Consider the following 26885-nt stretch of genomic DNA (forward strand, 5'->3'; position numbering starts at 1 on the left):
GTATCGGCGACCGGTGTGGCTCGACCGCGTCATGTTCGGGCAGTATGTGAGGCGATGGACACCGCAACCCCAATCGCCGATACCTGGACCGGCCCGTCGTCCGAGGATCTGACGGCCGTGCTCGACGCGGCCGTCGATGCCGCGCGGGCGGCGGTCGTCGAGTTCAGCGGTGAGACGGTCGGGGAGTACCTGGGTGTCACCCACGAGGACGCCAACGCGGCGACGCATCGCTTCCTGGCGGAGGTGCCCGGCTACGGCGGCTGGCAGTGGGCGGTGGTGGTCGCGGCGTACCCGGGTTCCGGCCACGCCACGATCAGCGAAGTGGTGCTGGTGCCGGGGCCGACGGCCCTGCTGGCGCCGGAGTGGGTGCCCTGGGACCAGCGGATCAGGCCCGGCGACCTGAGCCCCGGTGATCTGCTCGCCCCGCCGGCCGAGGATCCTCGGCTGGTCCCCGGATACGTGCTCAGCGGCGATCCGGCCGTCGATGACGTCGCTGCGGAAGTCGGTTTCGGGCGCCGACAGGTGCTCAGTGAATGGGGGCGTGCCGACGCCGCCCAGCGGTGGCACGACGGTGACCACGGTCCGGAGTCCGCGATGGCACGCGGCACCCGGCGGGTCTGCCGCGACTGCGGCTACCTGCTGCCGCTCGCTGGGACGCTGGGCACGATGTTCGGTGTGTGCGCCAACGAGTTCGCCGCCGACGGTCAGGTGGTCGATTTCACCTACGGCTGTGGTGCACATTCGGACACCCCGGCTCCCGCCGGTGCGGGCTCACCGCTGTACGACCCTTACGACGACGGGGTCCTCGACGTCTCCGAGAACCCCGAAAGTCCCCTGCCGCCGGAGCCGGTGGCCGCCGAGGGCGCTGAGCCCGGCGACAGCTGACCCCTCACCCTCGCGAACGTCCGCGTTTGTACGGAGACACGCCGTGCGTCATGTACAAAGGCGGACGCTCGCGGCTGAATCATCGTCGCTCGGCGGCCGCCTTGATCCGGGACAGTGACGCGTTCATCCCGTCCACGAGTTCGTGTTCGAAAACATCCATGCCGCCGAGCACCGTCCGCGTGAGGAAGGCCGAGATCGGCTTGACGACACCGTTGGCGGCGCGCCGGGTCTCGGTGACGCGGGTTCCGGTGGCCGTCGGCTCCAACTCGTAGCTCCACTCGGTGCCGTTCTCGTTGACCACGAACGCCAACTTCTTCTCCGGTGTCACCTCGGTGAGGACCGACGTGGTCGGCCAGAACAGCATCCCGCGGCGATTGAGGTTGATGGTCTTGGTGCCCGCCCGCAACGGTCCCCGAGCCTTCATCCGCCGGCACTGCGGGCTCCACTCGGGCATCCGGTTGAAATCGCTGATCAGATTCCACACCGTGGCGACGGGGGCATCAATATCAATCTGGGCCTGCAAAAGTGGCGCTGCCATTTACGCTCCTCGATCCTTTTATCGACGGGTCAGAAAATTTGCTGTATTTACGTATTTGTACGCTTTTCCCCAATGGGGAGGCCTGTTTGGGCCCCCCGCGCACCGCGCTGTGCCGCGCGGCGCTGCCACAGGAAGATGGATGTCCCCACCACGCCGGTGGCCAGCCCGGCCAGGCTCACCGGCCGCCAGCCCTGCATTGCCGGAATCGCGAAGGCCAAGCCTGTGACGACCAGCCAGGCAACCGCGCCGACGGCGATAACCCGCCAGGGCTCGAGCAGACCTGGCGACAGTGGCGGCGGAACGGGTTCGTCCGGCCCGCCGGCGGGACCCTCCGGAGTCATTGCGGACCAACGTAACCCATTGGGCCACTCACCGGATTGGCAGGTGGCGGGGAGGGAATGTGCGTATTGTTTTGTGACGTGAGGGATGGGGACAATCAGCTTGCTAGCGACCTTTCGCTCGCGGTTGTCCGACTGGCGCGCCAATTACGTTTTCGGCGAAATGAATCGGCCATATCGTTGTCGCAATTGTCCGTTCTCATGACGCTGCAGAAGGAGGGCCCGCTGACGCCGGGTGCACTGGCACTGCGCGAGCGGGTTCGTCCGCCGTCGATGACGCGGGTGATCGCGGCGCTGGCCGAACAGGGCCTGGTCGTGCGTGCCGCCGACCCGCAGGATCGTCGTCAGATCGTCGTCTCGGTCTCGAGCGCCGGACGCGATCTGGTGGATGCCGAACAACGCGCCAGCCAGGAGTGGCTGCAGCGGCGCTTGGGCGAACTCGACGGCGACCAACGCGACACCCTGCTGCGCGCGGCCGGCCTGATCTCTGCTTTGATTGACGAAAGTGCTTGATTCCAGCCGTATTCCAGCAGCGTAGCCAATTTTGACGAACATCGTAGACATCACCGATCCGGGTGATCCGCGCCTGGACGACTTTCGCGACCTCAACAGTGTCGACCGTCGACCGGATCTGCCGACCGGCAAGGGTCTGGTGATCGCCGAGGGCGTGCTGGTGGTGCAGCGAATGCTGGCCTCGCGATTCGTTCCGCACGCGATGCTCGGCACCGATCGGCGATCTGTCGAACTCGCAGGCGATCTGACCGACGTGTCCGCGCCGTACTACCGCGCCAGCGCCGAGGTGATGGCGGACGTGGTCGGGTTCCATCTCAACCGTGGTGTGCTCGCGGCGGCCCGGCGCCCGGTGGAGCTGACGCTGCCCGAGGCCCTGGCGGGTGCGCGCACGGTGGCGGTGCTCGAAGGTGTCAACGACCACGAGAACCTCGGTTCGATCTTCCGCAACGCGGCCGGCCTGGGTGTCGACGCCGTGATCTTCGGCGCGGGGTGTGCCGATCCGCTGTACCGGCGGGCTGTCCGGGTATCCATGGGCCATGCGCTGCTGGTTCCCTTCGCCCGCACACCCGAATGGCCCGCCTCATTGAACATATTGCGCGACAAAGGATTTCAGATTCTGGCGATGACCCCGAGCGCCGGCGCGGTTCCGCTGCCCGACGCGATCGTCGCCGTCGGCGACGCCAAGGTCGCGATCCTGGTCGGAGCGGAGGGCCCTGGCCTGACGGAGACGGTGATGCGGGCCAGTGACCTACGTGTGCGGATCCCGATGTCGCGCGGGACGGACTCGCTCAACGTCGCGACGGCGGCGGCGCTCGCGTTCTACGAACGCATTAGGCTCGCGCCGTGACCGACGAGCCGACACCCTGGGGCACCGGGCTGACCGTGGCCGGTTTTGTGGCAGCGATCCTGGGTGCGGCCGTGGTGGTTCTCGGCCTGGGTCTCATCCGGGTGCACCCGCTGTTGGCGGTCGGACTCAACCTCGTCGCCGTCGGCGGGCTGGCGCCGACCATCTGGGGTTGGCGGTCGATCCCGGTGCGCCGCTGGTTCGCCCTGGGCGCCCTCGCCGGCGTTGCCGTCGGCTGGGTGGTGCTGCTGGCGCTGGGGCTGGGCGGAGTTCGATAGGCGAACCGGTCAGCGGTCGCCGGCCGAACGGACCCCGAGCAGGACGTCCTCCCACCCGGGCACGGTCGGGCGAGACCGCTTGGCCCGGGCCGGACGTGCCGCCCGCTGTGGTTCGGGCTCGTCGGCGAAGAGTTCCGGCTGGTGATCCGGCTCGGGCTGGACCGTCTCGGCGCGTTCGACGACCGGGGGCGCCGGCTCGGGCTCGGGAACGATCGCCGGCTCCTCGGCGAGTACCAGCTCGGGGACCGCCGGGTGGAGCCTCGGCGCTACCCGCAACGGACGTTCGAAGCGGGGGTTCACCAACTCACCCGCCGCTTCGTCGATGGGGCTGACGGTGCCACCGTGGGCGCCGGGTGCGTAACGGAAGTGGGCGAAGTTCTCCGAGCAGCCCGCCTTCCAGGCGATCTGGACCGTCCACCGGCCGTCCTCGTTGCGCCACGAGTCCCACTGCGTGTCGTCGGGATCCAGACCGCGGGACACCAGGGCGGCGGTGATGGTCTCGAGCAGGGTCAGCACCGAGGGTCCGTCGTCGAGCACCGGATGTGCCGCCGAGGCGAGTTCCGCCGCGCGGGCCCGTTCGAGAAGCACCGGGTTGGCGAACCGGGCGATTCGCGAGACGTCGACCCCGGCGGCGCGCGCGAGTTGTTCGACGGAGGCGCCGGCGCGGATGCGGGCCTGGATGTCGCGGGGCCGCAGCGTGTTCTTCGGCTCCGGCTCTATGGGGGTGTGTCGGACGCGGATCCCGTCGCCGCGCACGGCCGCGCGCAACTGGTCTTCGACCAACAGCTTGTAGCGGTCCTGCTGGTCGTCCTCGCACAACACGTGCTTGCCGTCGACGTCGAGTCCGACGACCGTGAGTTCCCGCATGACGACCCTCCTCTGGGCTACCGCGCCGAGCCCGATTGATCGGCACCCTACGCGCGCCGGGCCCTCATCCGAGGTTGACACGCGGGCCGCGGGCCAGCGCATTTGGGTTTTTCAGCGGGTGAACGACGGCGCGACGGAATCAACTGTCACATGCGTCACAGTCGATGGCCGTGTTGGCGGATCTGCTCAGCGCTCATCGACAAGAACGGCGAGTGGACAGCGCACGGAGTTCTGGACAGATCGCTCGGCGGCGCACTAGAGCCGTTCGACGACCCAGTCGACGCATGCGGTCAGCGCGGAGACGTCGTCGGGTTCGATCGCCGGGAACATCGCGACCCGCAATTGGTTGCGGCCCAGCTTGCGATAGGGCTCGGTGTCGACGATGCCGTTGGCGCGCAATGTTGCCGCCACCGCTGCTGCATCGACCTCCTCGGAGAAGTCGATCGTGCCGACCACCTGGGAGCGCAACGCCGGGTCGGCCACGAACGGCGTCGTGAACGATGCGGCCTCGGCCCAGGAGTACAGCCGCGACGACGAATCGGCGGTGCGCTCGACGGCCCAGTCCAGCCCGCCGTTACCGTTGAGCCAGTCCAGCTGCTCGGCCATCAGCACCAGCGTGCCGATCGCCGGGGTGTTGTAGGTCTGGTTCTTGGTGCTGTTGTCGATCGCGATCGGCAGCGACAGGAACTCGGGGACCCAGCGGCCGGAGGCCGAGATGCTCTCGACGCGCGCCAGGGCCGCCGGGCTCATGATCGCGATCCAGAGCCCACCGTCGCTGGCGAAGTTCTTCTGCGGCGCAAAGTAATAGGTGTCGACGTCGTTGATGTCGACGGGCAGCCCGCCCGCGCCGGAGGTGGCGTCGATGACGATCAGCTTGCCGTCGGAGCCGGCGGGCCGCCGGACCGGTACGGCAACGCCCGTCGAGGTTTCGTTGTGCGCCCAGGCGATCAGGTCGACCGAGGGGTCCGACTGGGGCTCGGGAGCGCTGCCGGCATCGGCCTTGATGACGATGGGATCGCCGACGAACGGGTTGTTGGCGACGGCCGAGGCGAACTTGGAGCTGAATTCGCCGTAGGTCAGGTGCAGCGACCGCTGATCCACCAGGCCGAATGCGGCGGCGTCCCAGAATGCCGTCGACCCGCCATTGCCGAGGACGACCTCGTAACCATCGGGGACGGTGAACAGTTCGCGCAGCCCGGTGCGGACGCGCCCGACGAGGTCCTTGACGGGGGCCTGACGGTGGGACGTGCCGAACAGGGCCGCGCCCTTGCTGACCAGTGCGTCCAATTGCTCGGGGCGGACCTTGGACGGCCCACACCCGAAACGCCCGTCCGCGGGTTTGAGCGAATCGGGGATCGTCAATCCATCAGCCATGCCGGCAAGCCTAATGAGCGGCGTTCGGGCGGGGCGAATCGCCTGTTCGCAGGGCATTCCGCGGCCGATCGAACGCGCTATGGCTTTTACCCGGTACCTCCGGTACCGTTGGACACCACGCACCTGTATGTAAACCTCAACCCGAGGCTCTGGAGGGCAACGAATGGCTCGCACCAAGATGATTCGCCGGTGGCGGCGCAACATGGACGTCACCGACGACCAGGTATACGTCGACAAGCTGATGACGCTGTCCGAGGGTTCGGTGCGGCGCAACTTCAACCCCTACACCGACATCGACTGGGATTCCCCCGAGTTCGCGGTGACGCCCAACGACCCCCGCTGGGTGTTGCCGGCCACCGATGCCTTCGGTCAGCACCCCTGGTACCAGGCCCAGTCGCTGGAGCGCCAGATCGAGATCGGCATGTGGCGTCAGGCCAATGTCGCCAAGGTCGGTCTGCACTTCGAGTCGATCCTCATCCGCGGCCTGATGAACTACGCGTTCTGGGTGCCCAACGGCTCTCCGGAGTATCGCTACTGCCTGCACGAGTCGGTCGAAGAGTGCAACCACACCATGATGTTCCAGGAGATGGTCAACCACATCGGGGTGGACGTCCCCGGCATGCCGCGCCTGCTCAAGTGGGTCTCGGCACTGATCCCGATGGCCGCCGGGCCGGCGCCCATTCCGTTCTTCTTCGGCGTGCTCGCCGGTGAGGAGCCCATCGACCACACCCAGAAAGCCGTTCTGCGCGAGGGCAAGTCGCTGCACCCGATCATGGAGCGGGTGATGGCGATCCACGTCGCCGAGGAGGCCCGACACATCTCCTTCGCACACGAGTACCTGCACAAGCGGGTGCCCAACCTGCCGCGCCGCAAGCGATTCATGCTGTCGCTGTACGTCCCGGTGGTGATGCGGTTGCTCGCCTCGGCGATCCTGGTTCCGCCGCGCGCGTTCTGGAAGGAGTTCGACATCCCGCGTTCGGTGCGCAAGGACGTCTTCTTCAAGTCCGCGTCCTCGCGGAAGTGGTTGTCGGACATGTTCTCCGACGTTCGGATGCTGTGCCATGACACGGGCTTGATGAACCCGCTGGCCAAGGTCATCTGGCGGATCTGCAAGATCAACGGCGCGCCGTCACGGTTCCGCAGCGAGCCGCAGCGTCAGCATCTGGTATCCGTTCCGGAGATCGCCGAGCAACGGCGCGAGCCCGTTTCGGCCTGAGCGAACCAGATGCCTCACGTCATCACCCAGTCGTGTTGCAGCGACGGGTCCTGTGTCTATGCCTGTCCGGTCAACTGCATCCATCCCTCGCCGGATGAACCGGGCTTCGCCACCGCCGAAATGCTCTACATCGACCCGGTGGCATGCGTCGACTGCGGCGCGTGCGTCAGCGCCTGTCCGGTGGGTGCGATCGCGGCCGACACCAGGCTGACCGAGCAGCAGCTGCCGTTCGTCGAGCTGAACGCGGCCTACTATCCAGTGCGCCCGGCGGGCGAAAAGTTACCGCCCACTTCGAAACTGGCTCCGGTGCTGCCCGCGCCGGTGGTGCGACACGATATCCGGCCGTTGACGGTGGCGATCGTGGGCTCCGGACCGGCCGCCATGTATGCCGCCGACGAACTGCTCACCCAGCGCGGTGTGCGGGTGAACGTCTTCGAGAAATTGCCGACGCCGTACGGTCTGGTGCGCGCCGGTGTCGCCCCGGACCATCAGAGCACCAAACGCGTCACCCGGCTGTTCGACGCCATGTCGCAAGAGCGTGGGTTCACCTTCTACTTGAATATCGAAGTAGGAGAGCATCTTTCACACCAGGATCTCATCGCGCATCATCACGCGGTGCTGTATGCGGTGGGCGCGCCCAACGATCGACGGCTGGCCGTCGACGGGATGGATCTGCCCGGTACTGCGACGGCCACCGAGGTGGTGGCCTGGTACAACGGACACCCGGACCAGGCGGCGCTGCCGGTGCGGCTGGATCATGAGCGGGTGGTGATCATCGGTAACGGCAACGTCGCACTCGATGTCGCCCGGATCCTCACCGCTGACCCGGATACCTTGGCGCGCACGGACATCGCCGATCACGCACTGGTGGCGCTGCGCGAATCAAGAGTGCGTGAAGTGGTCGTCGCCGCCCGGCGGGGACCCGCCCATTCGGCGTTCACCCTGCCCGAACTGATCGGCCTGACGGCCACCGCCGACGTGGTGCTGGACGCGGCCGACCATCAGCTGGTGCAACAGGATCTGGCTGCCGCCGAGGATCCGCTGGTGCGCGCCAAGCTGGAGATCCTGGCCAAGCTGGGCGACGCCGGTGCGGTGTCGTCACGACCGAGGATCCGGCTGGCCTACCGTCGCACCCCGATCCGGGTCACCGGGACCGAGCGGGTCGACGGGGTCGACTTCAACCACACCGGCACCGATGCCGTCGAGCACCTCGGGGCGGGCCTGCTGCTGACCTCGATCGGCTACCACGGCAAGGCTATTCGCGATCTTCCGTTCGACGAGGACGCCGGTGTGGTGCCCAACGAGAACGGTCGTGTGATCGGCGCGCCGGGCACCTATGTGGCCGGCTGGATCAAACGTGGCCCGACGGGCTTCATCGGCACCAACAAGTCCTGTGCCATGCAGACCGTGCACGAGTTGGCCGCCGACTACAACGCGGGACGGCTGACCGATCCCGGGCACCGGGCTGCGGCACTGGACAAGTTCGTCCGGGAGCGCTGCCCATCCGTCGTCGACGCCGCCGGGTGGCGCGCCATCGACGCCGCGGAGATCTCGCGCGGCGCGACCGCCGGGCGGCCCCGGAACAAGTTCACCAACGTCGCCGACATGCTCACCGCCGCTGCCATGGCTCCGAAACCCACTGTGCGGGAACGGATTCTCGCCGGTCTTCGCTAGACCACGGGGGCCCCGGCGGGAAGTCCCGCCCAACCGGTGAAAGCGTCGGCACTCATGCGTGCGTGATGTCGTCCCATCCCGCCACCGACGACGGACTGCGCGGGCCGGGCCCGATGTAGATGGCTGCCGGGCGCACCAGTTTGCCCAGTCGCTTCTGCTCGAGGATGTGCGCGCACCAGCCCGCGGTTCGCCCGCAGGTGAACATCGCCGGCATCATCGCCGGCGGAACACCGGCGAAGTCGAGGATCACCGCGGCCCAGAATTCCACGTTGGTCTCGATCGCGCGGTCCGGTCGCCGCTCGCGCAGTTCGGTGAGTGCGGCCTGCTCGAGGGCGGCGGCCGCCTGATACCGCGGTGCATCCAGTCGCTCGGCGGTGGCGCGCAGGACCCGCGCGCGGGGATCCTCGGCGCGGTACACTCGGTGGCCGAACCCCATCAGCTTCTCGCCCCGGTCCAGGATCCCGGTGATGACCGCCCGGGCGTCGCCGGTTCGCTCGGCCTCGGCGATCATCGGGAGCACCCGTGCGGGGGCGCCGCCGTGCAGCGGTCCGCTCATGGCCCCGACCGCGCCAGAGAGCGCGGCCGCCACATCGGCCCCGGTGGAAGCGATGACGCGGGCGGTGAACGTCGAGGCGTTCATTCCGTGCTCGGCGGCCGACACCCAGTAAGCGTCGATGGCCTCGATGTGGCGAGGGTCCGGCTCGCCCTGCCAGCGCGTCATGAATCGTGCTGTGACCGTGGAGCATTCGTCGATCAAGCGCTGCGGTACCGCGGGTTGATAGATGCCGCGCGCCGACTGGGCGACGTAGGACAGCGCCATCACGGATGCGCGGGCCAGCTGATCGCGGGCGGTGTCGTCGGTGATGTCGAGCAACGGCTGGTAGCCCCAGATGGGTGCCAGCATCGCCAGGCCGGCCTGAACGTCGACGCGCACATCGCCGGTGTGGATGGGCAGGGGGAACGGTTCGGCCGGCGTCAGGCCGTGCCCGAACCGGCCGTCCACGAGCAGACTCCAGACGTCGCCGAAGGTGACCCGGAGGTCGACCAGGTCCTCGATGTTGACGCCGCGGTAGCGCAGGGCTCCGCCGTCCTTGTCCGGTTCGGCGATCTCGGTCTCGAATGCCACCACGCCGGCCAGGCCCGGGGCGAAGTCCTTGGGAATCGCGGTCATGGTGTGGATTCTCGCACCCGAGCCTGTTGGGTCCGGCGGCCCCCGGGCAACCGGCGGGCGTAGCGTTGGCCCGATGGTGGAACCGGACAGGGCGGATCTGGCGGGCATGCGCGTCGAATACGGTTCGGTGGAGAAGGACGGCAGCGCCGACCTCGACGTCGACTGGTTGGTGGACGGCTGGCTTGTGCTGCTGCACAAGTGGATTGACGACGCGCATCGCGCGGGCCTGGCCGAACCCAACGCCATGGTGTTGGCCACGGTGCGCGACGGCAGGCCGGTCACGCGGTCGGTGCTGTGCAAGAGCGTGGACGAGACCGGGGTCACCTTCTACACCAACTACGACTCGGCCAAGGGCGCCGAGATCGCGCAGACACCCCAGGCGGCGGTGACGTTCCCGTGGTACGGGCTGGGCCGGCAGGTGCATGTGCGGGGCCCGGTGACCAAGGTCACGCCGCAGGAGACGGCCGAGTACTGGTCGAAGCGGCCCCGCGGTTCTCAGCTGGGGGCCTGGGCGTCGCAGCAGTCCCAGCCCATCGAATCCAGGGCGGCGCTGCTCGATCGGCTCGCCGAGGTCACCGAGCGCTTTGCCGGCCAGGACGCCGTACCGGTGCCGCCGAACTGGGGTGGCTACCGTGTCGCGCCGGAGGTCGTCGAATTCTGGCAGGGCCGGGAGAACCGGGTGCACAACAGGATTCGGGTCTACCCGGCGCAGCGAGCGGGGCATCCCGAACGCCTCCAACCGTGAGGCGGCTGTTCGCCGACACCACACCGCTGCAACAACCTGATTTCCGGCGCCTGTGGTGGGCGGGCATCCCGACGGTCATCGGGGCCAACCTGACCATCTTCGCCGTTCCCGTTCAGCTGTACGCCCTGACCGAGAGTTCGGCCTATGTCGGCCTGGCCGGCGTCTTCGGGTTGGTGCCGCTGGTCGTGTTCGGGTTATGGGGCGGCGCCTGGGCCGACGCCATGGATCGGCGCACCCTGCTGATCATCGCGTCGTGTGGTCTGGCGCTGGCGTCGGCCCTGCTGTGGCTGCAGGCCGCACTGGCGGTGAACAACGTGTGGGTGGTGCTCTGTCTGCTGGCGGTCCAGCAGGCGTTCTTCGCGATCAACTCGCCGACCCGATCGGCGGCCATTCCCCGGATGCTGCCGGATGAGCAGCTGCCGGCAGCGAACTCGCTGAACATGACCGTGCAGCAGTTCGGCGCCATCGTCGGCCCGCTATTGGCCGGCCTGCTGCTCTCGTGGGTCGATCTGTCGACGCTGTATCTGCTGGACATGTTCACCTGCCTGCTGCCCATCTGGGCGACGGTCCGCCTGACGGCGATGCCGCCCACGGAAGCCGCGGCGCTCACCGGTGGGTCGCGCTGGGGGCTGGCGTCGGTGCTCGACGGTTTCCGCCACCTGGCCGGCAACACCGTCGTGCTGATGTCGTTCGTCGTGGATCTGATCGCGATGATCTTCGGCATGCCGCGGGCGCTGTTCCCGCAGATGGCCCATCAGAGCTTCGGCGGCCCCGTCGACGGGGGCACGACCATGGCGGTGCTGGCGGCGGCCATGTCGGTGGGTGCGGTGCTGGGCGGGGTGTTCTCGGGCTGGTTGCCGCGGGTTCGCCGGCAGGGCCTGACCGTGGTGGCGTGCATCGTGATCTGGGGTCTGGCGATGATCGGCTTCGGACTGGCCGGTGGCATGGCGCACGGCCGTACTGGATCGTGGTTGTGGGTGGCGGTGGTGTTCCTGGCGGTCGGCGGTGCGGCCGACATGGTTTCCGCGGCGTTCCGGTCGACCATCCTGCAGCAGGCGGCTGCCGACGACCTGCGGGGCCGTTTGCAGGGCGTGTTCACTGTGGTCGTGGCCGGTGGTCCGCGGGTGGCCGACACGTTGCACGGCACCGCGGCGGCGCTGGTCGGGACCACGGCCGCCGCGGCGGGCGGCGGTGTTCTCGTGGTCGTCGGCGTGATCATCGCGGCGGTGGCGGTGCCGGCATTCGTGCGTTACCGCGTCGCGTGACGGGCTCCGGTGAATTGGTGGCAGTCGCTGAAAAAATGCGGTGGTTCGGGCACCCCGGGCCGCTACGATGACCGATGTGGGCGACGTCGGGGCGGGGTCCGAACTCGGATTACGGGAGCGCAAGAAGCAGCGCACCCGTGCAACGCTGATCAATGCGGCCGTCCAACTCTGCCTGGAGCAGGGGTACGAGAAGACCACCGTCGACCAGATTGCCGCCGCCGCGGATGTCTCGTCCCGGACATTCAGCCGGTACTTCGCCACCAAGGACGCCGTCTATCTGGCGCTGCTGGACGCGCTCATCCAGGGGGTGGCCGCCGAGCTGAAGACCATCCCGGCGGATGTATCGCCGCTGCGGGCCCTGCGTGACGCCCACCTGGCCACCCTGGGGAAGGTCAGGTCCGGCGGGGTGCCGGGGCTCAACAGCACCGGCGTGGCGCTGACGCTGCAGATCCTCAACTCGACCGACGACCTCAAACTGGCCGCCGGCCAGATCCAGGACCCGGTGGTGTTCCGCGCGCTGGCCGATCGGATGGGCGTGGATCCGGCCCATCGGCGCCTGCGGATGGTCAACGCGGTGTGGTCGGCGATCATCGTGACCGCGTGCGGCGATCTGACCCCGGGGACCACCTCGGGTCCGCTCGGACCCGAGCTCATGGCCGAGCGAATCAGCGAGTCCTACGACCAGTTCAGGGCGCTGGCGACCATCGCCCCCTGACGGGGTGACCAACCCCCCCGCAGGCGCGCGGATGAGTTAGCGACTACCTTCCCTATTGCAAGCTCGTATCGCTCAGAAGGGGTTTCCGTGGCCAGCAGTTCTTCCTCAGACGAGACCGCGACTCTCCAGTATCCCGGGGGATCGATCGACCTCGACATCGTCAAGGCGACCGAGGGCTCCGATGCGATCGCGCTGGGCTCCCTGTTGGCCAAGACCGGCTACACCACCTTCGACGGCGGATTCGTCAACACCTCGTCCACCAAGTCCGCGATCACCTACATCGACGGCGACGCCGGCATCCTGCGGTATCGCGGGTACCCGATCGAGCAACTGGCGGAGAAGTCGACCTTCATCGAGGTCTCCTACCTGCTCATCTACGGCGAGCTGCCGACCGCGGAGCAGTTGGACACGTTCACCGATCAGATCCAGCGGCACACCATGCTGCACGAGGACCTCAAGCGGTTCTTCGACGGCTTCCCGCGCAACGCGCACCCGATGCCGGTGCTCTCGAGTGCCGTCAACGCGTTGAGCGCCTACTACCCGGATTCCCTCGACCCGCTGGACAAGGCGCAGGTCGAGCTCTCCTCGATCCGGCTGCTGGCCAAGCTGCCCACCATCGCGGCGTACGCCTACAAGAAGTCCGAGGGGCAGCCGTTCCTGTACCCGGACAACTCGCTGTCGCTGGTGGAGAACTTCCTGCGGATGACGTTCGGGGTGCCGGCCGAGCCGTACGTGCTGGATCCCGAGATCGTCCGCGCCCTGGACATGCTGTTCATCCTGCATGCCGATCATGAGCAGAACTGCTCGACATCCACGGTCCGGTTGGTGGGCTCTTCCCAGGCCAACCTGTTCACGTCGATCTCCGGCGGGATCAACGCGCTGTGGGGGCCGCTGCACGGCGGCGCGAACCAGGCGGTGCTGGAGATGCTCGAGAAGATCCGTGCCGGCGACGACGACGTCAAGACGTTCGTCCGCCGGGTCAAGGATCGCGAGGACGGCGTGAAGCTGATGGGCTTCGGCCACCGCGTCTACAAGAACTATGACCCGCGGGCGCGCATCGTCAAGGAGCAGGCCGACAAGATCCTCAGCAAGCTCGGCGGCGACGACCAGCTGCTCGACATCGCCAAGGAACTCGAGGAGATCGCGCTCACCGACGACTTCTTCGTCGAGCGCAAGCTGTACCCGAATGTGGACTACTACACCGGCGTGATCTACCGCGCGATGGGCTTCCCGACGCGGATGTTCACCGTGCTGTTCGCACTCGGCCGGCTGCCCGGGTGGATCGCCCACTGGCGTGAGATGCATTCCGAACCGGGCAAGATCGGCCGGCCGCGGCAGGTCTACACCGGATACACCGAGCGCGACTACGCCGCCATCGGCGCCCGCTGACCCCAACCCCAAACCACGCCGAAACGCACGTTTCGGCGGGGTTTGTTCGAGTCGCGGCCGCCATTTCGCTGGTTTCGGGGTGAGAGCACTTGCCAACGCAACTGTTGTAGATTAACAATAGTTGTATGAATGCAGCTGTTGACCAACCGACGCGCGGGCGCAAGCTCGTCATCCTCGCGTCGTGTTGTCTGAGTCTGCTCATCGTCACGATGGACATGACCATCGTGAACGTCGCGATCCCGTCGATCCGCGCCGAGTTCGGCGCCACCGGTCCGCAGCTGCAATGGGTGATCGACATCTACACCCTGGTCCTGGCCTCGCTGCTGTTGCTCGCGGGCGCGGCGGGCGACCGGTGGGGCCGGCGCAGTGTGTTCCAGACAGGGTTGGTCGTCTTCGCCGCGGGGTCGTTGCTGTGCAGCGTGGCGCCCAGCATCGGGATGCTCATCGCCGCCCGGTTCGTCCAGGCGATCGGCGGCTCGATGCTCAACCCGGTCGCGATGTCGATCATCACCCAGGTGTTCACCGACCGCGTCGAACGTGCCCGCGCGATCGGTGTCTGGGGGGCCGTGGTCGGGATCTCGATGTCGTTGGGGCCCATCATCGGCGGCGCCCTCATCCAGTACGTCGGTTGGCGGTCGGTGTTCTGGGTCAACCTGCCCATCTGCGCCCTGGCGGTCGTGCTGACGGCACTGTTCGTGCCGCAGAGCCGCTCGCAGTATGCGCGGTCCTTCGACCCGCTGGGTCAATTGCTGGGTATGGCAACCCTTTTCGGTCTGGTCTTCGTGCTGATCGAGGCGCCGACGAAGGGCTGGACCGATCCGGCGATGCTGACGACCATCGCACTGGCCGCGACCGCCTTCGTCGTATTCCTGCGTCATGAGTCGCGGCGCGACGACCCGTTCATCGACCTCAGGTTCTTCCGCAGCATCCCCTTCGCCTCGGCCACGGCGATCGCGGTCTGCGCGTTCGCGGCCTACGGCGCCTTCCTGTTCATGATGTCGCTGTACCTGCAGGGCTACCGCGGATATTCGGCGATGCACACCGGTCTGTTGTATCTGCCGCTGGCGATCGGCGCCCTGGTGTTCTCGCCGCTGTCGGGACGTCTGGTCGGCCGGTACGGGTCACGCCCGTCGCTGGTGTCCGCCGGAGTGCTGCTGACCGCTGCGACCATCCTGATGTCGTTGATGGGCGCCGACACCCCTGTCTGGCAGCTGATCGTCACCTTCGCGATCTTCGGGATCGGCTTCTCGATGGTCAACGCACCCGTCACCACTACCGCGGTCAGCGGAATGCCGTTGGACCGGGCGGGTGCGGCATCGGCGGTGGCATCCACCAGCCGGCAGGTGGGCGTCAGTCTTGGTGTGGCACTGTGCGGTTCGATGGCCGCATCGGCCATCGCGACACCCGACTCGTCATTCGTGGCCGACGCGCGGCCGTTGTGGATCGTGTGTGCGGCGCTGGGCCTGCTGGTACTCGGCCTGGGTCTGTACTCGACCACGCCGCGGGCGCTACGCTCCGCAGAACGATTGGCGCCATTGATCGGTCACCCGGGGAGGGATCATGCCGACGTCCACGCGTAACCGGCTCGCCGACACGGTGTGGGCCGACCTGACCCGCATCGTGCTGGACAACAAGGACACCTGGCGGCGCGCGGCCGTCGCGGCAGCCGGACTGCCGTTCAGCCGGATCCGGATCCTGCTGCGGCTGGCACGAAATCCCATGACGGTCAAAGAGGTTGCCCTGGCGGCCACGATCGACGCCCCGGCCGCGACGGTCGCCGTCAATGATCTCGAGGACCGCGGTCTGGTGGTGCGCGAGGTCGATCCCAACAACCGGCGGAGCAAACTGGTCTCCCTGACCGACGCCGGCCGTGCGCTGGTGAACACGGTGCGGGCCATTGACGATCCGGCCCCGGCCGCCCTGGCCGGGCTCGCCGACGACGACCTGGCCGTCCTGGCCGCGCTGGTCGCCAAGATCATGGCGGCCGAGAGTTAGGTTTTCGCCAGGACCGCCATCGCCGCATTGTGGCCGCCGATCCCCGAGACTGCGCCACCACGGCGAGAACCGGATCCGCACAACAGGATTCGCTCGTGCTCGGTCTGCACGCCCCATCGCTGAGCGGGGGTGTCCAGGGGCGTTCCCGCCTCGGCGAAAGGCCATTGCAGGGCGCCGTGAAAGATGTTCCCCGCCGTCATGCGCAGGGTGTTCTCCAGGTCCAGGGTGGTCTTCGCCTCCACGCATGGCGTGCCGTCGGCGTCGTGCAGAATGACATCTCGGATGGGTTCGGCCAGAACGGAATCCAACGACCCGAGCACGGCGTCGGTGAGCGCCCCCCGCATCCGGTCGTGATCGCCGTCCGACACCAGGGCATGGGGGGTGTGCAGTCCGAACACGGTGAGGGTCTGCGCGCCGGCGGCGCGCAGCTGCGGCGACAGGATGCTCGGGTCGGCCAGTGAATGGCAGTAGATCTCGCACGGTAGCGGCGACGGGATCCGGCCCGCGAGGGCCTGCGCGTGGGCGTGGTCCAGCTGGGTCAGCGTCTCGTTGATGTGGAACGTGCCGCCGAATGCCTGCTCCGGCGTGACCGCGCCGTCGCGCAGCCGGGGGAGCCTGCGCAGCATCAGATTGACCTTGATCTGCGCGCCCTGGACGAATGGCGGGGCCGATTCGCCGAGCAGTTCGGCCAGCACCACCGGTGTGACGCCCGCCAGCACCGTCCGCGCGCGGAGCCGGTGTTCGTCGTCGCCGTGGCGGTATGACACCTCGCCGTCGGGTGTTATCGCGAAAACGTCTGTCCCGGTCTGGATCTCGGCGCCGTGTCGGCGCGCCGCCGCGGCCAGTCCGGTGGTCAGGGCGCCCATGCCGCCGACCGGTACGTCCCAGTCCCCGGTGCCGTTGCCGAGCAGGTGGTAGAGGAAGCAGATGTTCTGGCGCAGCGATTCGTCGTCGGTGCGGGCGAACGTCCCGATCAACGCGTCGGTGGCCAGCACGCCGCGCACCAGATCGTGGTCGACGGCTGCGTTGATCGCGGCACCGATCGGGGTCTCGACGATGTCCGCCCAGGCGTCGGCGGCGTCGGCACCCCCACCGGCGAGCACTCGCGCCCGCGCCTGGGTGCGGGTGGGCAACGGTTCGGTCAGGCTGGGCCACAACGCTTCTGTGACCAGCCGGGTCCGCCGGTAGAAGTCGGCGAACCCGTCGGCGTCGGCCTGCGCACCGATGGCGTCGAAGGTCGACCGCGGCCCGATCAGTAGTCCGGTCCGGCCTGCGGTCGACGGATCCGGTGTGTACGAAGAATACCGGCGTCGCACCAGCTCGAGCGGAACCCCGAGGTCGTCGAGGATCCGCCGGGGGAACAGGCTGACCAGGTACGAGTACCGCGACAAGCGCGCCGCCACACCGGAAAACGCCTCGGCCGATACCGCCGCGCCGCCGACGTGATCCTGCCGTTCGAGCAGTCGGACGCGCAGCCCGGCGCGGGCCAGATACGCGGCGGCCACCAGACCGTTGTGACCGCCGCCGACCACGGCGACGTCGACGTCATCGCTGGGGAGCATGGCGCCAGTCTGCCCGAGTGTGCGCGTCCTGCCGCGGGGTTTTGCGCGCACGGCACCACGGGTCGGTGCCGTCGATTAGCCTCGCCCTGTGACGACAAAACCTGAGATCGAATTCCCCGACGGCCCGGCGCCCGATGCCCTCGTGATCGAGGACGTAGTGGTGGGCGACGGCGCCGAAGCGGTACCCGGCGGCACCGTCACGGTGCATTACGTCGGAGTCGAGTACGACACCGGAGAAGAGTTCGACAGTTCTTGGAATCGAGGCGAATCGATCGAGTTCCCGCTCCGCGGCCTGATCCAGGGTTGGCAGGATGGAATTCCCGGAATGCGGGTGGGGGGCCGCAGGAAACTCACCATTCCGCCCGCGCAGGCATATGGACCCGCCGGTTCCGGACACCGTTTGTCGGGGAAGACGCTGATCTTCGTAATCGATTTGCTCGGTGTGCGTTAGCGCGTAATGCCCCCGCTGGGCGGTTCTGGCAAATGTCGTGTTGGTGGCACAACCCGGCCCGACCACCGCGCAACTGTTCTAGGCTCGACATGTTCGCAAGATCGATTGAAATCGATCATCACATGGAGGATTCATGCCGGGTTCTGATGAAACTCGCACAATTACGGGATGGCGGCCGGCCAGTAGGTACTACCGGCGTCGGCTGGGCCTGGTCTGGTTGCTCGCGCTGCTGGCGATCCCGCTGCTGCTGGGCCTGTTGGGCTGGGGAGTGCTCGACAAGGGCAAGAAGGACGTCGATCTGACGCTGCCGACGGTCAGCCCGACCGTGACGGTGCCGGACGTGACGGCGCCGAACGTCAACGTGCCCAACCTTTCCTGGGGCGCGCTGTCCGTGCTGCGCAACGGTAACGACCTCACCTTGACCGGTGTGCTGCCGAGCGACGCCGCCAAGACGGCGTTCCTCGATGCCATCAAGGGCCTGTTCGGGCCGTCGGTCAACGTGATCGACAACCTGACGGTCCGCGACGGCGCCAGCGTCCCGGATCTGTCGGGTATCGCCGCCGCGCTCAAGCCGGATGTCGACATCCCCGACTTCGCGTGGAAGGTCGAGGGTGACACCATCACGCTGACGGGCACCGCGCCGTCCGAGGACGTCAAGGCCGCGGCCGAGGCCGCCGCCAAGACCGCGTGGCCGGACGCCAAGATCGACAACCAGATCGTGGTCGCCGGCGCGAGCCCGACGCCGGCTCCGGCTCCGAACCGGTGCGCCGATGTTCAGGCCGACATCAACAGCATCCTGAAGACGCCGATCAACTTCGTCACCGACGGGTACGCCGTGGCCGACAGCTCACAGCAGATGCTGAGCCAGATCGCGGCCAAGATCAAGGATTGCCCCGACGCGAAGGTTGCGGTCAAGGGCTTCACCGACAACACGGGCAACGACGCGATCAACCAGCCGCTCAGTGAGAGCCGTGCGAAAGCCGTTGCGGATGTTCTGGTTTCGCAGGGCATCGCCGCCGGCAATGTCACCTCGCAGGGGTTCGGCTCGGCCAACCCGGTCGCGAGCAATGACACGCCGGAGGGCAAGGCTCAGAACCGTCGCGTCGAGATCGCAGTGAGCTAAGGAGAATTCGACATGGCATTTCTCGCCCAATGGTTGTGGTACCTGCTGGCATTCGTCGTGGGGTCCGCGGTCGCATGGATCATCACAATGGTTTCCATCAAGCGGACATCCGAAGAAGAGGCCATCGCCGACCTCCCCGGCTCGCGTGAGATTGGAGCTCGATGATGCATGACGTGAACTGGTGGCTGATGGCACTGGCGTTCCTGCTGGGCCTGGTGCTGACGTTCCTCCTCATGATCGGTCGCGTCACCCGTGAGGTACCGATCTACGCGGCCCTGGGCCGCGGGCCCAAGGTGGACGTGAAGGCGCCGGCCGTGGACGTCAAGAAGCCGGCGGTGGACGTGAAAGCGCCCGACGTCGACGTGAAGAAGGGCGCACCGGTGGCAGCCGCCGCTGCCGCCGCCCCCGTGGTGGCCAAGGTCATCAAGGACGAGCCCTACGGCGCCGGCTCGGTGCGGTTCGCCAAGTCGGTGGCTCCGCCGCGCGCGGAGTACCTCGTGAAGGGCGACGAGGACACCATGCGGTACTTCACCGTGGAGAGCCCGGACTACGAGAAGGTCGGCGCCGAGGTGTGGTTCAAGGACACCGACTCCGCCGAGCGGGCCGGCTTCCTGCGCTGGGATGCGGTTGCCAAGGGTGCCGCTGCGACGGCGGCCGCGGCCACGGGGGCGGCCACGGCGGCCACGGTGGCGTCGGTCGCGGGTTCCGAGGACGGCCCCTACGGTGCGGGGTCGGCCAGGTCCGGCGAAGGCGGTGTGGGTCCGGCAGGGTGGCTGATCAAGGGCAACGAGGATTCGGGGCTCTATCACACCCCGGCCAGTCCGTCCTACGAGGTGACCATCGCCGAGCTCTGGTTCGTCGACGAGGCCACCGCCGAGGCGGCCGGTTTCAAGAAGTACAAGTAGCAGCCGCGTCGGAACGCCGGTCGTGCATCGCACGGCCGGCGTTCTGCGTTGCGGTGCCGACCGAGTGTCAATCCCAGATCTGTTCAACGCGTGCTGCGAGATCTACTCGCACATCGTGTCGGTGCAGGCTGAGCAGATCGGGGTGGGGGTGGGTCCGAAACTTATTGCGTGCGTAGAACGAAACCAACCCCGCGGACGGTGTGCAGTAGCCGAGGGGCGCCGCCCGCCTCCAGCTTGCGGCGCAGGTATCCGATGAACACGTCGACCACGTTGGTGTCGGCGGCGAAGTCGTAGCCCCACACCAGCTCGAGCAGCTGCGCACGTGACAGCACGGCCGTCTTGTGCTCGGCGAGCACGGCCAGCAGGTCGAACTCGCGCTTGGTCAGGTCGACGTCGACGCCGTTGACGCGGGCGCGCCGGCCCGGAATGTCGACCTCGAGCGGCCCGACGGTGATGGTCTCCGACGAGAACGTCGCCGTCGCGCCGCGTCGTCGCAGCAGCGCCTTGACCCGCGCCACCAACTCGGCCAGGACGAACGGCTTGACCAGATAGTCGTCGGCGCCCGCTTCCAGCCCGGCGACGCGGTCGTCGACCGAGGACCGGGCCGAGAGCACACAGACCGGCACATCGTTGTCCATCGCGCGCAGCGCGGTCACCACGCTGACCCCGTCCAGGACGGGCATGTTGATGTCGAGCACGATGGCGTCCGGACGGGTCTCGGTGGCGCTGCGCAGTGCCTCGGCGCCGTCCACGGCGGTGGTCACGTCGAAGCCGGACAGTCGCAGCCCACGCTCCAGCGAGGCGAGTACGTCGGGATCGTCATCGACCACGAGCACCCGGGTCGATCCGTTGGCACTGTCCATGGAGCCATCTTGCCTGATCGACACCCGTTGACGCGGGAGGCGCGAGTCACGGCACTTTCGGCTGCGGGCCCTGATCCTCTCGCTCCTTCGCGGCCGCATCGTCGACTCGACCACGGGGACGGCACGGTGCTAGCGTCCGTGGTTTGTGCAGCCCAATACGCCGCAGCTCATCGTGGAACCCGACGACGGGGTGGCCCCCGTCCTGAAGTTCATCCTGGGGGCGCAGCGCTCGGTGCTGATGAAGCAGTTCACGTTCACCGAAGCGAGCGTGGTCGATGCCGTGATCGACCGCCACCGGGCCGGCGTCGACGTTCGCGTCATGCTCAACCCCGCCCGGTCCGGCGGTGACCGCGCCAACGACGAGACGTTCGCCCGACTGTCCGACGCCGGGGTCAACGTCGCCTGGTCGAACCCGAAATTCTATGTGACCCACGAGAAGTCGATCGTCGTCGACGGCAGTTCGGCGCTGGTCGCCACGTTCAACCTGTGCGAGAAGTACTTCACGCTGACCCGCGATTACGGCGTCATCACCCATGAGCCGCATCACGTCGCGCAGATCGTCGAGGTGTTCGAGGCCGACTGGGCGCAGGGGGACTGGCAGCCCCACGCCTACCAGGGTCTGCTGTGGAGCAACTCGAATTCGCGTTACCACATGGCGCAGTTCATCGATTCGGCCCAGCACCGCCTCGATGTGCAGCACCCCAAGTACGTCGACGTGGCGATTCTGGACCGCATCGCCGAAGCCGCCGAGCGGGGGGTGAAGGTGCACGTGCTCTGCGGGGGAAAGCACGGCATCAGCGACTGGGATGTCCTGGACACCTTCGCCTCGCTGCGCACCCTGCGCCGGCTCGGGGTCAAGGTCCACAAGCAGAAGAACCTACGGCTGCACGCCAAACTGTTGATCGCCGACAGCGCGCGGGCCCTGGTGGGTTCGATGAACATCGACCGCAGCGCCTTCGATCTGCGCCGCGAGCTGGGTATCACGCTCGACGACCCGGGGATCGTCGCGCGGTTGAAGCAGGTGTTCGACTCCGACTGGGAGATGTCGCACCACTACGAACCCCCGGACCCGCTGGACCCCTCCAAGCACACCGAGAACGATTTCCCGCACGATCCCGAACTCGTCCATGAGTGAACCCATCCCGCGCGTCTCGTTGTTCGAGCTGGCGCTGACGTTCAACCACATTGCCCTGGCCTCGTTCGGCGGCGGGCTGTCGGCCTGGTCGCGCGAGGTGATCGTGGTGGAGAAGCACTGGATGGGCGAGGAGGAGTTCCTCTCGGCCATGACGATGTGCCGAATCCTGCCCGGCGCCAACCAGATCAACATGGCGGTGTTCACCGGGACCAAGATGCGCGGCGGCCCCGGCGCGGTGGTCGCCGTCCTCGGACTGTGCTGTGTGCCGGTGCTGCTGATGCTGACGGCGGCCTTCTTCTACTTCCGATTCAAGGAGGTGCCGGCGGTCAAGGGGGTGCTGCACGGCGCGTCGACGGCCGCAGTGGCGCTCACCGTGGCGATGGTGATCAAGACCGGGCAGAAATGCCTGACCGGGCTGGTGCCGGTGGCATTGTGCGCGGCCGCGTTCGTGCTCAACGGTGTGCTGCGCTGGCCCCTGCTGCTGACCCTGGCGCTGCTCGCCCCGCTGTGTCTGATCTGGGCCTGGCCCCGGCGCCGGAGCGCCCCCGCGTGAGCACCTATCTGCAGCTGGCGGGTCTGTTCGGAATGTTGTCGCTGCTGTCGATCGGCGGCGGCAACGTGGTGCTTCCCGAGATGCATCTGCGTGCGGTCAACGACCACCACTGGGTCAGCAGCGGGCAGTTCGCCGATCTGTTCTCCATCTCGCAGTCGGCGCCCGGGCCGAGCATCCTGATCGTGACGCTGGTGGGCTATGGCGCCGGCTTGCACCTGGGCGGGGTGCAATGGGCGATCCTCGGCGGTCTGGTGGCCACCCTGTCGATGATCCTGCCGGCCATGTCGCTGACCTACGTCATCACGCTGTTCTGGCAGAAGGCCGAGCAGTCCCGGTGGCGGATCGCGGTGGAGAAGGGTCTGCCGCCGCTGACCGTCGGCCTGATCATGGCGACCGCCCTGGTGATGAGCCGCGCCGCCGATCACGATTGGCGGGCCTATCTGGTGACCGCCATCTGCACCGTCATCTTCGTGCGGACCTCGCTCAATCCGCTGTATCTGGTCGCCGCCGCCGGCCTGCTCGGCTACTTCGGCATCATCTGATCGTCCCCCCACCCCTGCCGAAAGTGCGTGTCGGTCCGCCGACACGCCGTCCGGGACGGGATTCCATGCACGCTCGTCGAGCCGATCACCGATTGCCCGGCATGCGAACATCGGAATGAGGGTATGGAGCGCCTTGTTGTCCCTCGCGGATGAAATCGAACCGGACGGCAGGTGAATGGGATGCACGGTGAATCGCGGCGGTCCGCGATCGCCGCACCCCCGCCGCATCCCCGCGGATGGTCCGATCTGGCGCGGCTGCTGCCCTATCTGTTGCCGTACCGGACCCGCTGGATCGCGATGATCGTCGCCGCCATCCTGAGTGTGTTGGCCACCATCGGCATTCCGCTGATGACCAAGGCCGTCATCGACGGACCGGTCCGCCACCAGGACCAGCGGGGTCTGTGGGTGCTGGGCACCGCGGCCCTGGCCATCGGCGTCGCTGAGGCGGTGTTGTGGTTCATCCGGCGCTGGCTGGTGGCCCGCTCGACGATGGGCGTCGAGGCCGACATCCGCAAGGACCTCTATGCGCGACTGCAGATCCTGCCGATGTCCTTCCACGGCCGGTGGCAGTCGGGTCAGCTGCTCTCCCGGGTGATGAACGACCTCGCCACCATTCGCCGCTTGCTGTCCTTCGGCCTGATCTTCCTGGTGCTCAACGGGATTCAGATCACTATTGTCACCGCGATCCTGCTCGTCATGTACTGGCCGCTCGGCGTGGTGGTGTTGCTGTCCGTGCTGCCGATCACCATGACGGTGCTGCACTTCGAGCGTGAGTTCACCCGGCTGTCCCGGCAGGCGCAGGACCGGTCGGGGGTGGTGGCCACCCATGTCGAGGAGGCGGCGCTGGGGGTTCGGGTGGTCAAGTCCTTCGGCCGCGAGGATTACGTCTTCGACCGGTTCGACCAGCAGGTGACCGACCTGTACGACATCCAGGTCCGCAAGGTCGCCGTGTCCGCGCGGTTCTGGACCCTGTTGGAGGTCATCCCGAATCTCACCCTCATCGTGGTGCTCGGATTCGGCGCCTACGCGGCGGGGCAGGGGCTGGTCACGATGGGCACCCTCGTCGCGTTCATCACGATGATGTTGTCGCTGGTGTGGCCGATCGCGTCGCTGGGGTTCCTGCTGTCGATGACCCAGGAGTCGATGACGGCGGCCAACCGGGTCGCCGAGATCTTCGACGCACCGGTGGAGATCACCGACGGCCCGCGCACCGAGACGCCCCGCGGCGGGCGTCTCGAACTGGTCGACGTCGGGTTCCGGTTCGGATCCCAGGATGACGGGAACGACGATGCCAATTGGGCGCTGCGGCAGGTGAATCTGACCATCGAACCGGGGGAGACGGTCGCACTCGTCGGGGCAACCGGATCGGGCAAGTCGGTGCTGACCGCGCTGCTCTCACGACTCTACGACGTCACCGAGGGCGCCATCCGCATCGACGGCACGGACATCCGCGACCTGACGCTGTCGGCGTTGCGGGCCGCGGTGGCAACCGCGTTCGAGGACCCGGCGTTGTTCTCGATGTCAGTGGCCGAGAATCTGCGGCTGGGCCGCTCGGACGCGTCCGACGACGACGTCGCCGCCGCCATCGACATTGCCGCGGCCGGATTCGTGTACGACCTGCCGTTCGGGCTGGACACCCGCATCGGCGAACAGGGCATGAGTCTGTCGGGCGGTCAGCGCCAACGACTTTCGCTGGCGCGGGCCATCGTCGCCGACCCCGCGATCCTGGTACTCGACGACACGCTGTCCGCGCTGGACGTGCACACCGAGGCGGCCGTCACCGACGCGCTGCGCACTGCGCTGCACGGGGTCACCGGCGTCGTCGTCGCGCACCGGGCGTCCACGGTGCTGCTGGCCGACCGGGTCGCCCTGCTCGAGCACGGCACCATCACGCACGTCGGCACCCACGCCGAGTTGCTGGCCACCGTGCCGCGCTACCGGTACCTGCTCTCCGCGGACGACGAACTCGACGACGGGTGTGAACGCAACGAACCGTGGCAGGCCGACGAGGCCTGGCAGCGGGCACGACGGGAGGAGGTGATGGAGGATGACGAGTACCGACTGGCGCGGGCGCCTCGACGAGATTCCCGATGACGTTCCCGCCGAGGACCTGCCGGTGGACGAGGCGTTGCCGCGCCGCCGCGAGGCCCGGCAGCTGCTGACCTCCCTGCTGTTGCCGCACCGCTCGGCGGTCATTCTGCTGGCCGTCGTGGTGGTGCTGGAAAATGTTGCCCGCCTGAGTGTTCCGATCCTGGTTCAGCGTGGCATCGACCACGGAATTCCGCCCATCGCGGCGAGTGGTTCGACGCGCGAGCTGCTGGTGATCGTCGGGATCCTGTGTGTGGTGGTGGCCGTTCAGGCCACCAGTCGACTGTTCTTCCTGCGCCGCTCCGGCCAGGTCGGCCAGACGGTGCTCCTCGAGTTGCGGCGCAGGGTGTTCCGGCATTTCGGCCGCCTCGACATCGCGTTCCACGATCGCTACACCTCGGGCCGGGTGGTCAGTCGCTCCACCAACGACGTCGAGGCGATCCAGGAAATGCTGGAGACCGGTTTCGACAGTCTGATCACGGCGGTGCTGACGTTGTTCGGTACGGCAGCGCTGCTGATCTACCTGGACTGGCGGCTCGGCCTGATGTGCCTGGTGGCCTTCCCGATCCTCGTCGCGCTGGCGGCGTGGTTCCGCGCCGAGTCGGCCAGGACCTACCGGGAGGTGCGCGACAGCGCCGCGCTGGTGATCGTCCAGTTCGTCGAGACGATGACGGGGATCAAGGCGGTGCAGGCCTACCGGCGCGAGCCGCGCAATCAGGAGATCTTCGATTCCGTCGCCGACCGTTATCGCAATATCAACGAGAAGACCTTCAAGCTGCTCGCCGTCTTCATGCCGGGCGTCAAGCTGGTCGGCAACGTCACCACCGGTGCGGTGCTGCTCTACGGCGGCTACCGCGTGCTGCACGGCGAGATGACCATCGGCACCCTGGCCGCGTTCCTGCTCTATCTGCGGATGTTCTTCGAGCCGATGCAGGAGATCACCCAGTTCTTCAACACTTTTCAGTCGGCGTCGTCGGCGCTGGAGAAGCTGGCCGGGGTGCTGGCGGTCCGGCCGGCGATCGCGGACCCGCAGCGTCCTGTCCCGCCCGCCGAACCCGTTCGGGGAGCGCTGAGCTTGCAGGACGTCACCTTCGGCTATGTGCCCGACCGGGTCGTCCTGCCGGGGCTCGATCTGGAGATCCCGGGCGGGCAGACGGTCGCGCTCGTCGGCACCACCGGGGCCGGCAAGACCACCATCGCCAAGCTCATCGCCCGGTTCTACGACCCGCTCTCGGGGGTGGTGCGCCTCGACGGCGTGGATGTCCGGACGCTGGCCCAGGCCGATCTGCGCCGACGGGTGGTGATGGTGACGCAGGAGAACTTCATGTTCGACGGAACCGTCGCCGACAACATCCGGTTCGGGTGTCCCGACGCCACCGACGCGCAGATCCGGGCCGCAGCGAAAGCCGTCGGCGCCGACGGGTTCATCGACGCGCTGCCCGACGGGTACGACACCGATGTGGCCAAGCGCGGCAGTCGGCTGTCCGCGGGACAGCGTCAGCTCGTGGCGTTCGCGCGGGCCTTTCTGGCCGATCCGGCGGTGCTGATCCTCGACGAGGCGACGTCGTCGCTGGACATCCCGAGCGAGCGGATGGTGCAGCGCGCCCTGAAGACGGTGCTGGCCAACCGCACCGCGCTGGTGATCGCGCACCGGCTCTCGACGGTCGAGATCGCCGACCGGGTGCTGGTGCTCGAACACGGCCGCATCGTGGAGGACGGTCCGCCGGCCGACCTCATTTCGGGCGACGGGCAGTACGCCGCCCTGCACGAGGCCTGGCTGCGGTCCCTGGCCTAACGGGGATTTCGGTCCAATGGCCGTCGCTCGCCGACGGTTGCTGCACCGAAATCACCTGGAG

Annotated in this window: 28 protein-coding genes; 21 read left to right on the forward strand and 7 right to left on the reverse strand. The window is 67.7% G+C overall.

Features of this window, described 5'->3' with window-relative positions; all coding sequences use genetic code 11:
• The first annotated feature begins 15 nt into the window (after nucleotides 1-15).
• Nucleotides 16-885, forward strand: a complete 870-nt coding sequence (locus U0R18_RS07290) for a DUF3027 domain-containing protein (RefSeq protein ID WP_526367555.1) — start codon at nucleotides 16-18, stop codon at nucleotides 883-885.
• A 79-nt stretch (nucleotides 886-964) separates the two neighbouring features.
• Here the strand turns inward: U0R18_RS07290 and U0R18_RS07295 are convergent, their stop codons facing one another.
• Both U0R18_RS07295 and U0R18_RS07300 read right to left on the reverse strand, forming a co-directional pair.
• Nucleotides 965-1423 (reverse strand): SRPBCC family protein, encoded by a 459-nt coding sequence (locus tag U0R18_RS07295; RefSeq protein ID WP_526367556.1) that lies wholly within the window; start codon nucleotides 1421-1423, stop codon nucleotides 965-967.
• Nucleotides 1424-1470: 47 nt separating this feature from the next.
• Nucleotides 1471-1764, reverse strand: a complete 294-nt coding sequence (locus U0R18_RS07300) for a DUF2530 domain-containing protein (RefSeq protein WP_526367557.1) — start codon at nucleotides 1762-1764, stop codon at nucleotides 1471-1473.
• A gap of 78 nt (nucleotides 1765-1842) precedes the next feature.
• Here U0R18_RS07300 and U0R18_RS07305 point away from each other — a divergent pair, with 78 nt between their 5' ends.
• From U0R18_RS07305 to U0R18_RS07315, 3 genes are read left to right on the forward strand one after another with little or no spacing between them, the layout of a single operon-like run.
• On the forward strand, nucleotides 1843-2274 hold the full coding sequence (locus U0R18_RS07305; protein WP_526367558.1) for a MarR family winged helix-turn-helix transcriptional regulator: 432 nt from the start codon (nucleotides 1843-1845) through the stop codon (nucleotides 2272-2274).
• A 31-nt stretch (nucleotides 2275-2305) separates the two neighbouring features.
• A complete protein-coding gene (locus U0R18_RS07310) occupies nucleotides 2306-3121 on the forward strand; it encodes a TrmH family RNA methyltransferase (protein ID WP_526367559.1) in 816 nt (271 codons plus the stop codon).
• Nucleotides 3118-3396 (forward strand): DUF2537 domain-containing protein, encoded by a 279-nt coding sequence (locus U0R18_RS07315; protein ID WP_526367560.1) that lies wholly within the window; start codon nucleotides 3118-3120, stop codon nucleotides 3394-3396. Before U0R18_RS07310 ends, U0R18_RS07315 begins: the two co-directional genes overlap by 4 nt.
• A 9-nt stretch (nucleotides 3397-3405) precedes the next feature.
• Here the strand turns inward: U0R18_RS07315 and sepH are convergent, their stop codons facing one another.
• On the reverse strand, nucleotides 3406-4263 hold the full coding sequence (sepH, locus tag U0R18_RS07320; protein ID WP_526367561.1) for a septation protein SepH: 858 nt from the start codon (nucleotides 4261-4263) through the stop codon (nucleotides 3406-3408).
• Nucleotides 4264-4518: 255 nt separating this feature from the next.
• Entirely contained in the window at nucleotides 4519-5637 is a 1119-nt protein-coding gene (gene serC, locus U0R18_RS07325; protein ID WP_526367562.1) for a phosphoserine transaminase, read from the reverse strand.
• 163 nt (nucleotides 5638-5800) lie between these two features.
• Between serC and U0R18_RS07330 the strand changes: the two genes are divergently transcribed.
• A complete protein-coding gene (locus U0R18_RS07330; protein ID WP_526367563.1) occupies nucleotides 5801-6853 on the forward strand; it encodes a diiron oxygenase in 1053 nt (350 codons plus the stop codon).
• 9 nt (nucleotides 6854-6862) lie between these two features.
• Entirely contained in the window at nucleotides 6863-8527 is a 1665-nt protein-coding gene (locus U0R18_RS07335) for an FAD-dependent oxidoreductase (RefSeq protein WP_526367564.1), read from the forward strand.
• A 52-nt stretch (nucleotides 8528-8579) separates the two neighbouring features.
• On the opposite strand, the gene U0R18_RS07340 is transcribed toward U0R18_RS07335, so the two are convergent.
• Nucleotides 8580-9698 carry a citrate synthase gene (locus tag U0R18_RS07340; RefSeq protein ID WP_526367565.1) on the reverse strand — a complete coding sequence of 373 codons (1119 nt, stop codon included), beginning with the start codon at nucleotides 9696-9698 and terminating at the stop codon, nucleotides 8580-8582.
• A gap of 73 nt (nucleotides 9699-9771) precedes the next feature.
• Between U0R18_RS07340 and pdxH the strand changes: the two genes are divergently transcribed.
• The 6 genes from pdxH (at nucleotide 9772) to U0R18_RS07370 (ending at nucleotide 15807) form a co-directional block, all read left to right on the forward strand.
• Nucleotides 9772-10443, forward strand: coding sequence for a pyridoxamine 5'-phosphate oxidase (gene pdxH, locus U0R18_RS07345; protein WP_526367566.1), 672 nt, complete (start codon nucleotides 9772-9774; stop codon nucleotides 10441-10443).
• Entirely contained in the window at nucleotides 10440-11708 is a 1269-nt protein-coding gene (locus U0R18_RS07350; RefSeq protein ID WP_526367567.1) for an MFS transporter, read from the forward strand. The genes pdxH and U0R18_RS07350 overlap by 4 nt, the downstream gene beginning before the upstream one ends.
• Before the next feature lie 76 nt (nucleotides 11709-11784).
• On the forward strand, nucleotides 11785-12423 hold the full coding sequence (locus tag U0R18_RS07355; protein WP_526367568.1) for a TetR/AcrR family transcriptional regulator: 639 nt from the start codon (nucleotides 11785-11787) through the stop codon (nucleotides 12421-12423).
• An 87-nt stretch (nucleotides 12424-12510) separates the two neighbouring features.
• Nucleotides 12511-13812, forward strand: coding sequence for a citrate synthase (locus U0R18_RS07360; protein ID WP_526367569.1), 1302 nt, complete (start codon nucleotides 12511-12513; stop codon nucleotides 13810-13812).
• A gap of 125 nt (nucleotides 13813-13937) precedes the next feature.
• Entirely contained in the window at nucleotides 13938-15392 is a 1455-nt protein-coding gene (locus U0R18_RS07365) for an MFS transporter (RefSeq protein ID WP_526367570.1), read from the forward strand.
• The gene (locus U0R18_RS07370; protein ID WP_526367571.1) at nucleotides 15373-15807 is read left to right on the forward strand and encodes a MarR family winged helix-turn-helix transcriptional regulator; all 435 of its coding nucleotides are present in this window, start codon (nucleotides 15373-15375) and stop codon (nucleotides 15805-15807) included. Before U0R18_RS07365 ends, U0R18_RS07370 begins: the two co-directional genes overlap by 20 nt.
• Here U0R18_RS07370 and U0R18_RS07375 read toward each other — a convergent pair.
• Nucleotides 15804-17369 (reverse strand): phytoene desaturase family protein, encoded by a 1566-nt coding sequence (locus tag U0R18_RS07375; protein ID WP_526367572.1) that lies wholly within the window; start codon nucleotides 17367-17369, stop codon nucleotides 15804-15806. The two genes, U0R18_RS07370 and U0R18_RS07375, sit on opposite strands and share 4 nt — an antisense overlap.
• 88 nt (nucleotides 17370-17457) lie before the next feature.
• On the opposite strand from U0R18_RS07375, the gene U0R18_RS07380 reads away from it, so the two are divergent.
• The 4 genes from U0R18_RS07380 to arfC all read left to right on the forward strand — a co-directional run bounded on the left by U0R18_RS07380 (nucleotide 17458) and on the right by arfC (nucleotide 19848).
• Entirely contained in the window at nucleotides 17458-17820 is a 363-nt protein-coding gene (locus U0R18_RS07380; protein WP_526367573.1) for an FKBP-type peptidyl-prolyl cis-trans isomerase, read from the forward strand.
• A 133-nt stretch (nucleotides 17821-17953) separates the two neighbouring features.
• Nucleotides 17954-18943 (forward strand): channel-forming protein ArfA/OmpATb, encoded by a 990-nt coding sequence (gene arfA, locus U0R18_RS07385; protein ID WP_526367574.1) that lies wholly within the window; start codon nucleotides 17954-17956, stop codon nucleotides 18941-18943.
• A 12-nt stretch (nucleotides 18944-18955) separates the two neighbouring features.
• Nucleotides 18956-19108, forward strand: coding sequence for a channel accessory protein ArfB (gene arfB / locus U0R18_RS07390; RefSeq protein WP_526367575.1), 153 nt, complete (start codon nucleotides 18956-18958; stop codon nucleotides 19106-19108).
• Nucleotides 19108-19848, forward strand: coding sequence for a channel accessory protein ArfC, sunset domain variant (gene arfC / locus U0R18_RS07395; RefSeq protein ID WP_526367576.1), 741 nt, complete (start codon nucleotides 19108-19110; stop codon nucleotides 19846-19848). The genes arfB and arfC overlap by 1 nt, the downstream gene beginning before the upstream one ends.
• Nucleotides 19849-20009: 161 nt before the next feature.
• Here the strand turns inward: arfC and prrA are convergent, their stop codons facing one another.
• Nucleotides 20010-20711, reverse strand: coding sequence for a two-component system response regulator PrrA (gene prrA / locus U0R18_RS07400; RefSeq protein ID WP_526367577.1), 702 nt, complete (start codon nucleotides 20709-20711; stop codon nucleotides 20010-20012).
• 145 nt (nucleotides 20712-20856) lie between these two features.
• Between prrA and U0R18_RS07405 the strand changes: the two genes are divergently transcribed.
• From U0R18_RS07405 to U0R18_RS07425, 5 genes are all read left to right on the forward strand, one after another.
• Nucleotides 20857-21846, forward strand: coding sequence for a phospholipase D-like domain-containing protein (locus U0R18_RS07405; RefSeq protein WP_526367578.1), 990 nt, complete (start codon nucleotides 20857-20859; stop codon nucleotides 21844-21846).
• A complete protein-coding gene (locus U0R18_RS07410) occupies nucleotides 21839-22399 on the forward strand; it encodes a chromate transporter (protein WP_526367579.1) in 561 nt (186 codons plus the stop codon). Before U0R18_RS07405 ends, U0R18_RS07410 begins: the two co-directional genes overlap by 8 nt.
• Entirely contained in the window at nucleotides 22396-22941 is a 546-nt protein-coding gene (locus tag U0R18_RS07415; protein ID WP_526367580.1) for a chromate transporter, read from the forward strand. Before U0R18_RS07410 ends, U0R18_RS07415 begins: the two co-directional genes overlap by 4 nt.
• Before the next feature lie 180 nt (nucleotides 22942-23121).
• Nucleotides 23122-25035, forward strand: coding sequence for an ABC transporter ATP-binding protein (locus tag U0R18_RS07420; protein ID WP_526367581.1), 1914 nt, complete (start codon nucleotides 23122-23124; stop codon nucleotides 25033-25035).
• Nucleotides 24989-26824, forward strand: a complete 1836-nt coding sequence (locus U0R18_RS07425; RefSeq protein WP_526367582.1) for an ABC transporter ATP-binding protein — start codon at nucleotides 24989-24991, stop codon at nucleotides 26822-26824. Before U0R18_RS07420 ends, U0R18_RS07425 begins: the two co-directional genes overlap by 47 nt.
• Nucleotides 26825-26885 lie beyond the last annotated feature (61 nt).

The sequence above is a fragment of the Mycobacterium sp. genome, assembly GCF_046330795.1.
Classification (GTDB): Bacteria; Actinomycetota; Actinomycetes; order Mycobacteriales; family Mycobacteriaceae; genus Mycobacterium.

Bases quoted from the DNA above. Each gene is read 5' to 3' on its own strand.
- U0R18_RS07295 (WP_526367556.1), bottom strand. From the start codon at position 1,423: ATGGCAGCGCCACTTTTGCAGGCCCAGATTGATATTGATGCCCCCGTC.
- U0R18_RS07300 (WP_526367557.1), bottom strand. From the start codon at position 1,764: ATGACTCCGGAGGGTCCCGCCGGCGGGCCGGACGAACCCGTTCCGCCG.
- sepH (WP_526367561.1), bottom strand. From the start codon at position 4,263: ATGCGGGAACTCACGGTCGTCGGACTCGACGTCGACGGCAAGCACGTG.
- serC (WP_526367562.1), bottom strand. From the start codon at position 5,637: ATGGCTGATGGATTGACGATCCCCGATTCGCTCAAACCCGCGGACGGG.
- U0R18_RS07330 (WP_526367563.1), top strand. From the start codon at position 5,801: ATGGCTCGCACCAAGATGATTCGCCGGTGGCGGCGCAACATGGACGTC.
- U0R18_RS07335 (WP_526367564.1), top strand. From the start codon at position 6,863: ATGCCTCACGTCATCACCCAGTCGTGTTGCAGCGACGGGTCCTGTGTC.
- U0R18_RS07340 (WP_526367565.1), bottom strand. From the start codon at position 9,698: ATGACCGCGATTCCCAAGGACTTCGCCCCGGGCCTGGCCGGCGTGGTG.
- pdxH (WP_526367566.1), top strand. From the start codon at position 9,772: ATGGTGGAACCGGACAGGGCGGATCTGGCGGGCATGCGCGTCGAATAC.
- U0R18_RS07365 (WP_526367570.1), top strand. From the start codon at position 13,938: ATGAATGCAGCTGTTGACCAACCGACGCGCGGGCGCAAGCTCGTCATC.
- U0R18_RS07370 (WP_526367571.1), top strand. From the start codon at position 15,373: ATGCCGACGTCCACGCGTAACCGGCTCGCCGACACGGTGTGGGCCGAC.
- U0R18_RS07375 (WP_526367572.1), bottom strand. From the start codon at position 17,369: ATGCTCCCCAGCGATGACGTCGACGTCGCCGTGGTCGGCGGCGGTCAC.
- arfA (WP_526367574.1), top strand. From the start codon at position 17,954: ATGCCGGGTTCTGATGAAACTCGCACAATTACGGGATGGCGGCCGGCC.
- arfB (WP_526367575.1), top strand. From the start codon at position 18,956: ATGGCATTTCTCGCCCAATGGTTGTGGTACCTGCTGGCATTCGTCGTG.
- arfC (WP_526367576.1), top strand. From the start codon at position 19,108: ATGCATGACGTGAACTGGTGGCTGATGGCACTGGCGTTCCTGCTGGGC.
- prrA (WP_526367577.1), bottom strand. From the start codon at position 20,711: ATGGACAGTGCCAACGGATCGACCCGGGTGCTCGTGGTCGATGACGAT.
- U0R18_RS07410 (WP_526367579.1), top strand. From the start codon at position 21,839: ATGAGTGAACCCATCCCGCGCGTCTCGTTGTTCGAGCTGGCGCTGACG.
- U0R18_RS07420 (WP_526367581.1), top strand. From the start codon at position 23,122: ATGCACGGTGAATCGCGGCGGTCCGCGATCGCCGCACCCCCGCCGCAT.
- U0R18_RS07425 (WP_526367582.1), top strand. From the start codon at position 24,989: ATGACGAGTACCGACTGGCGCGGGCGCCTCGACGAGATTCCCGATGAC.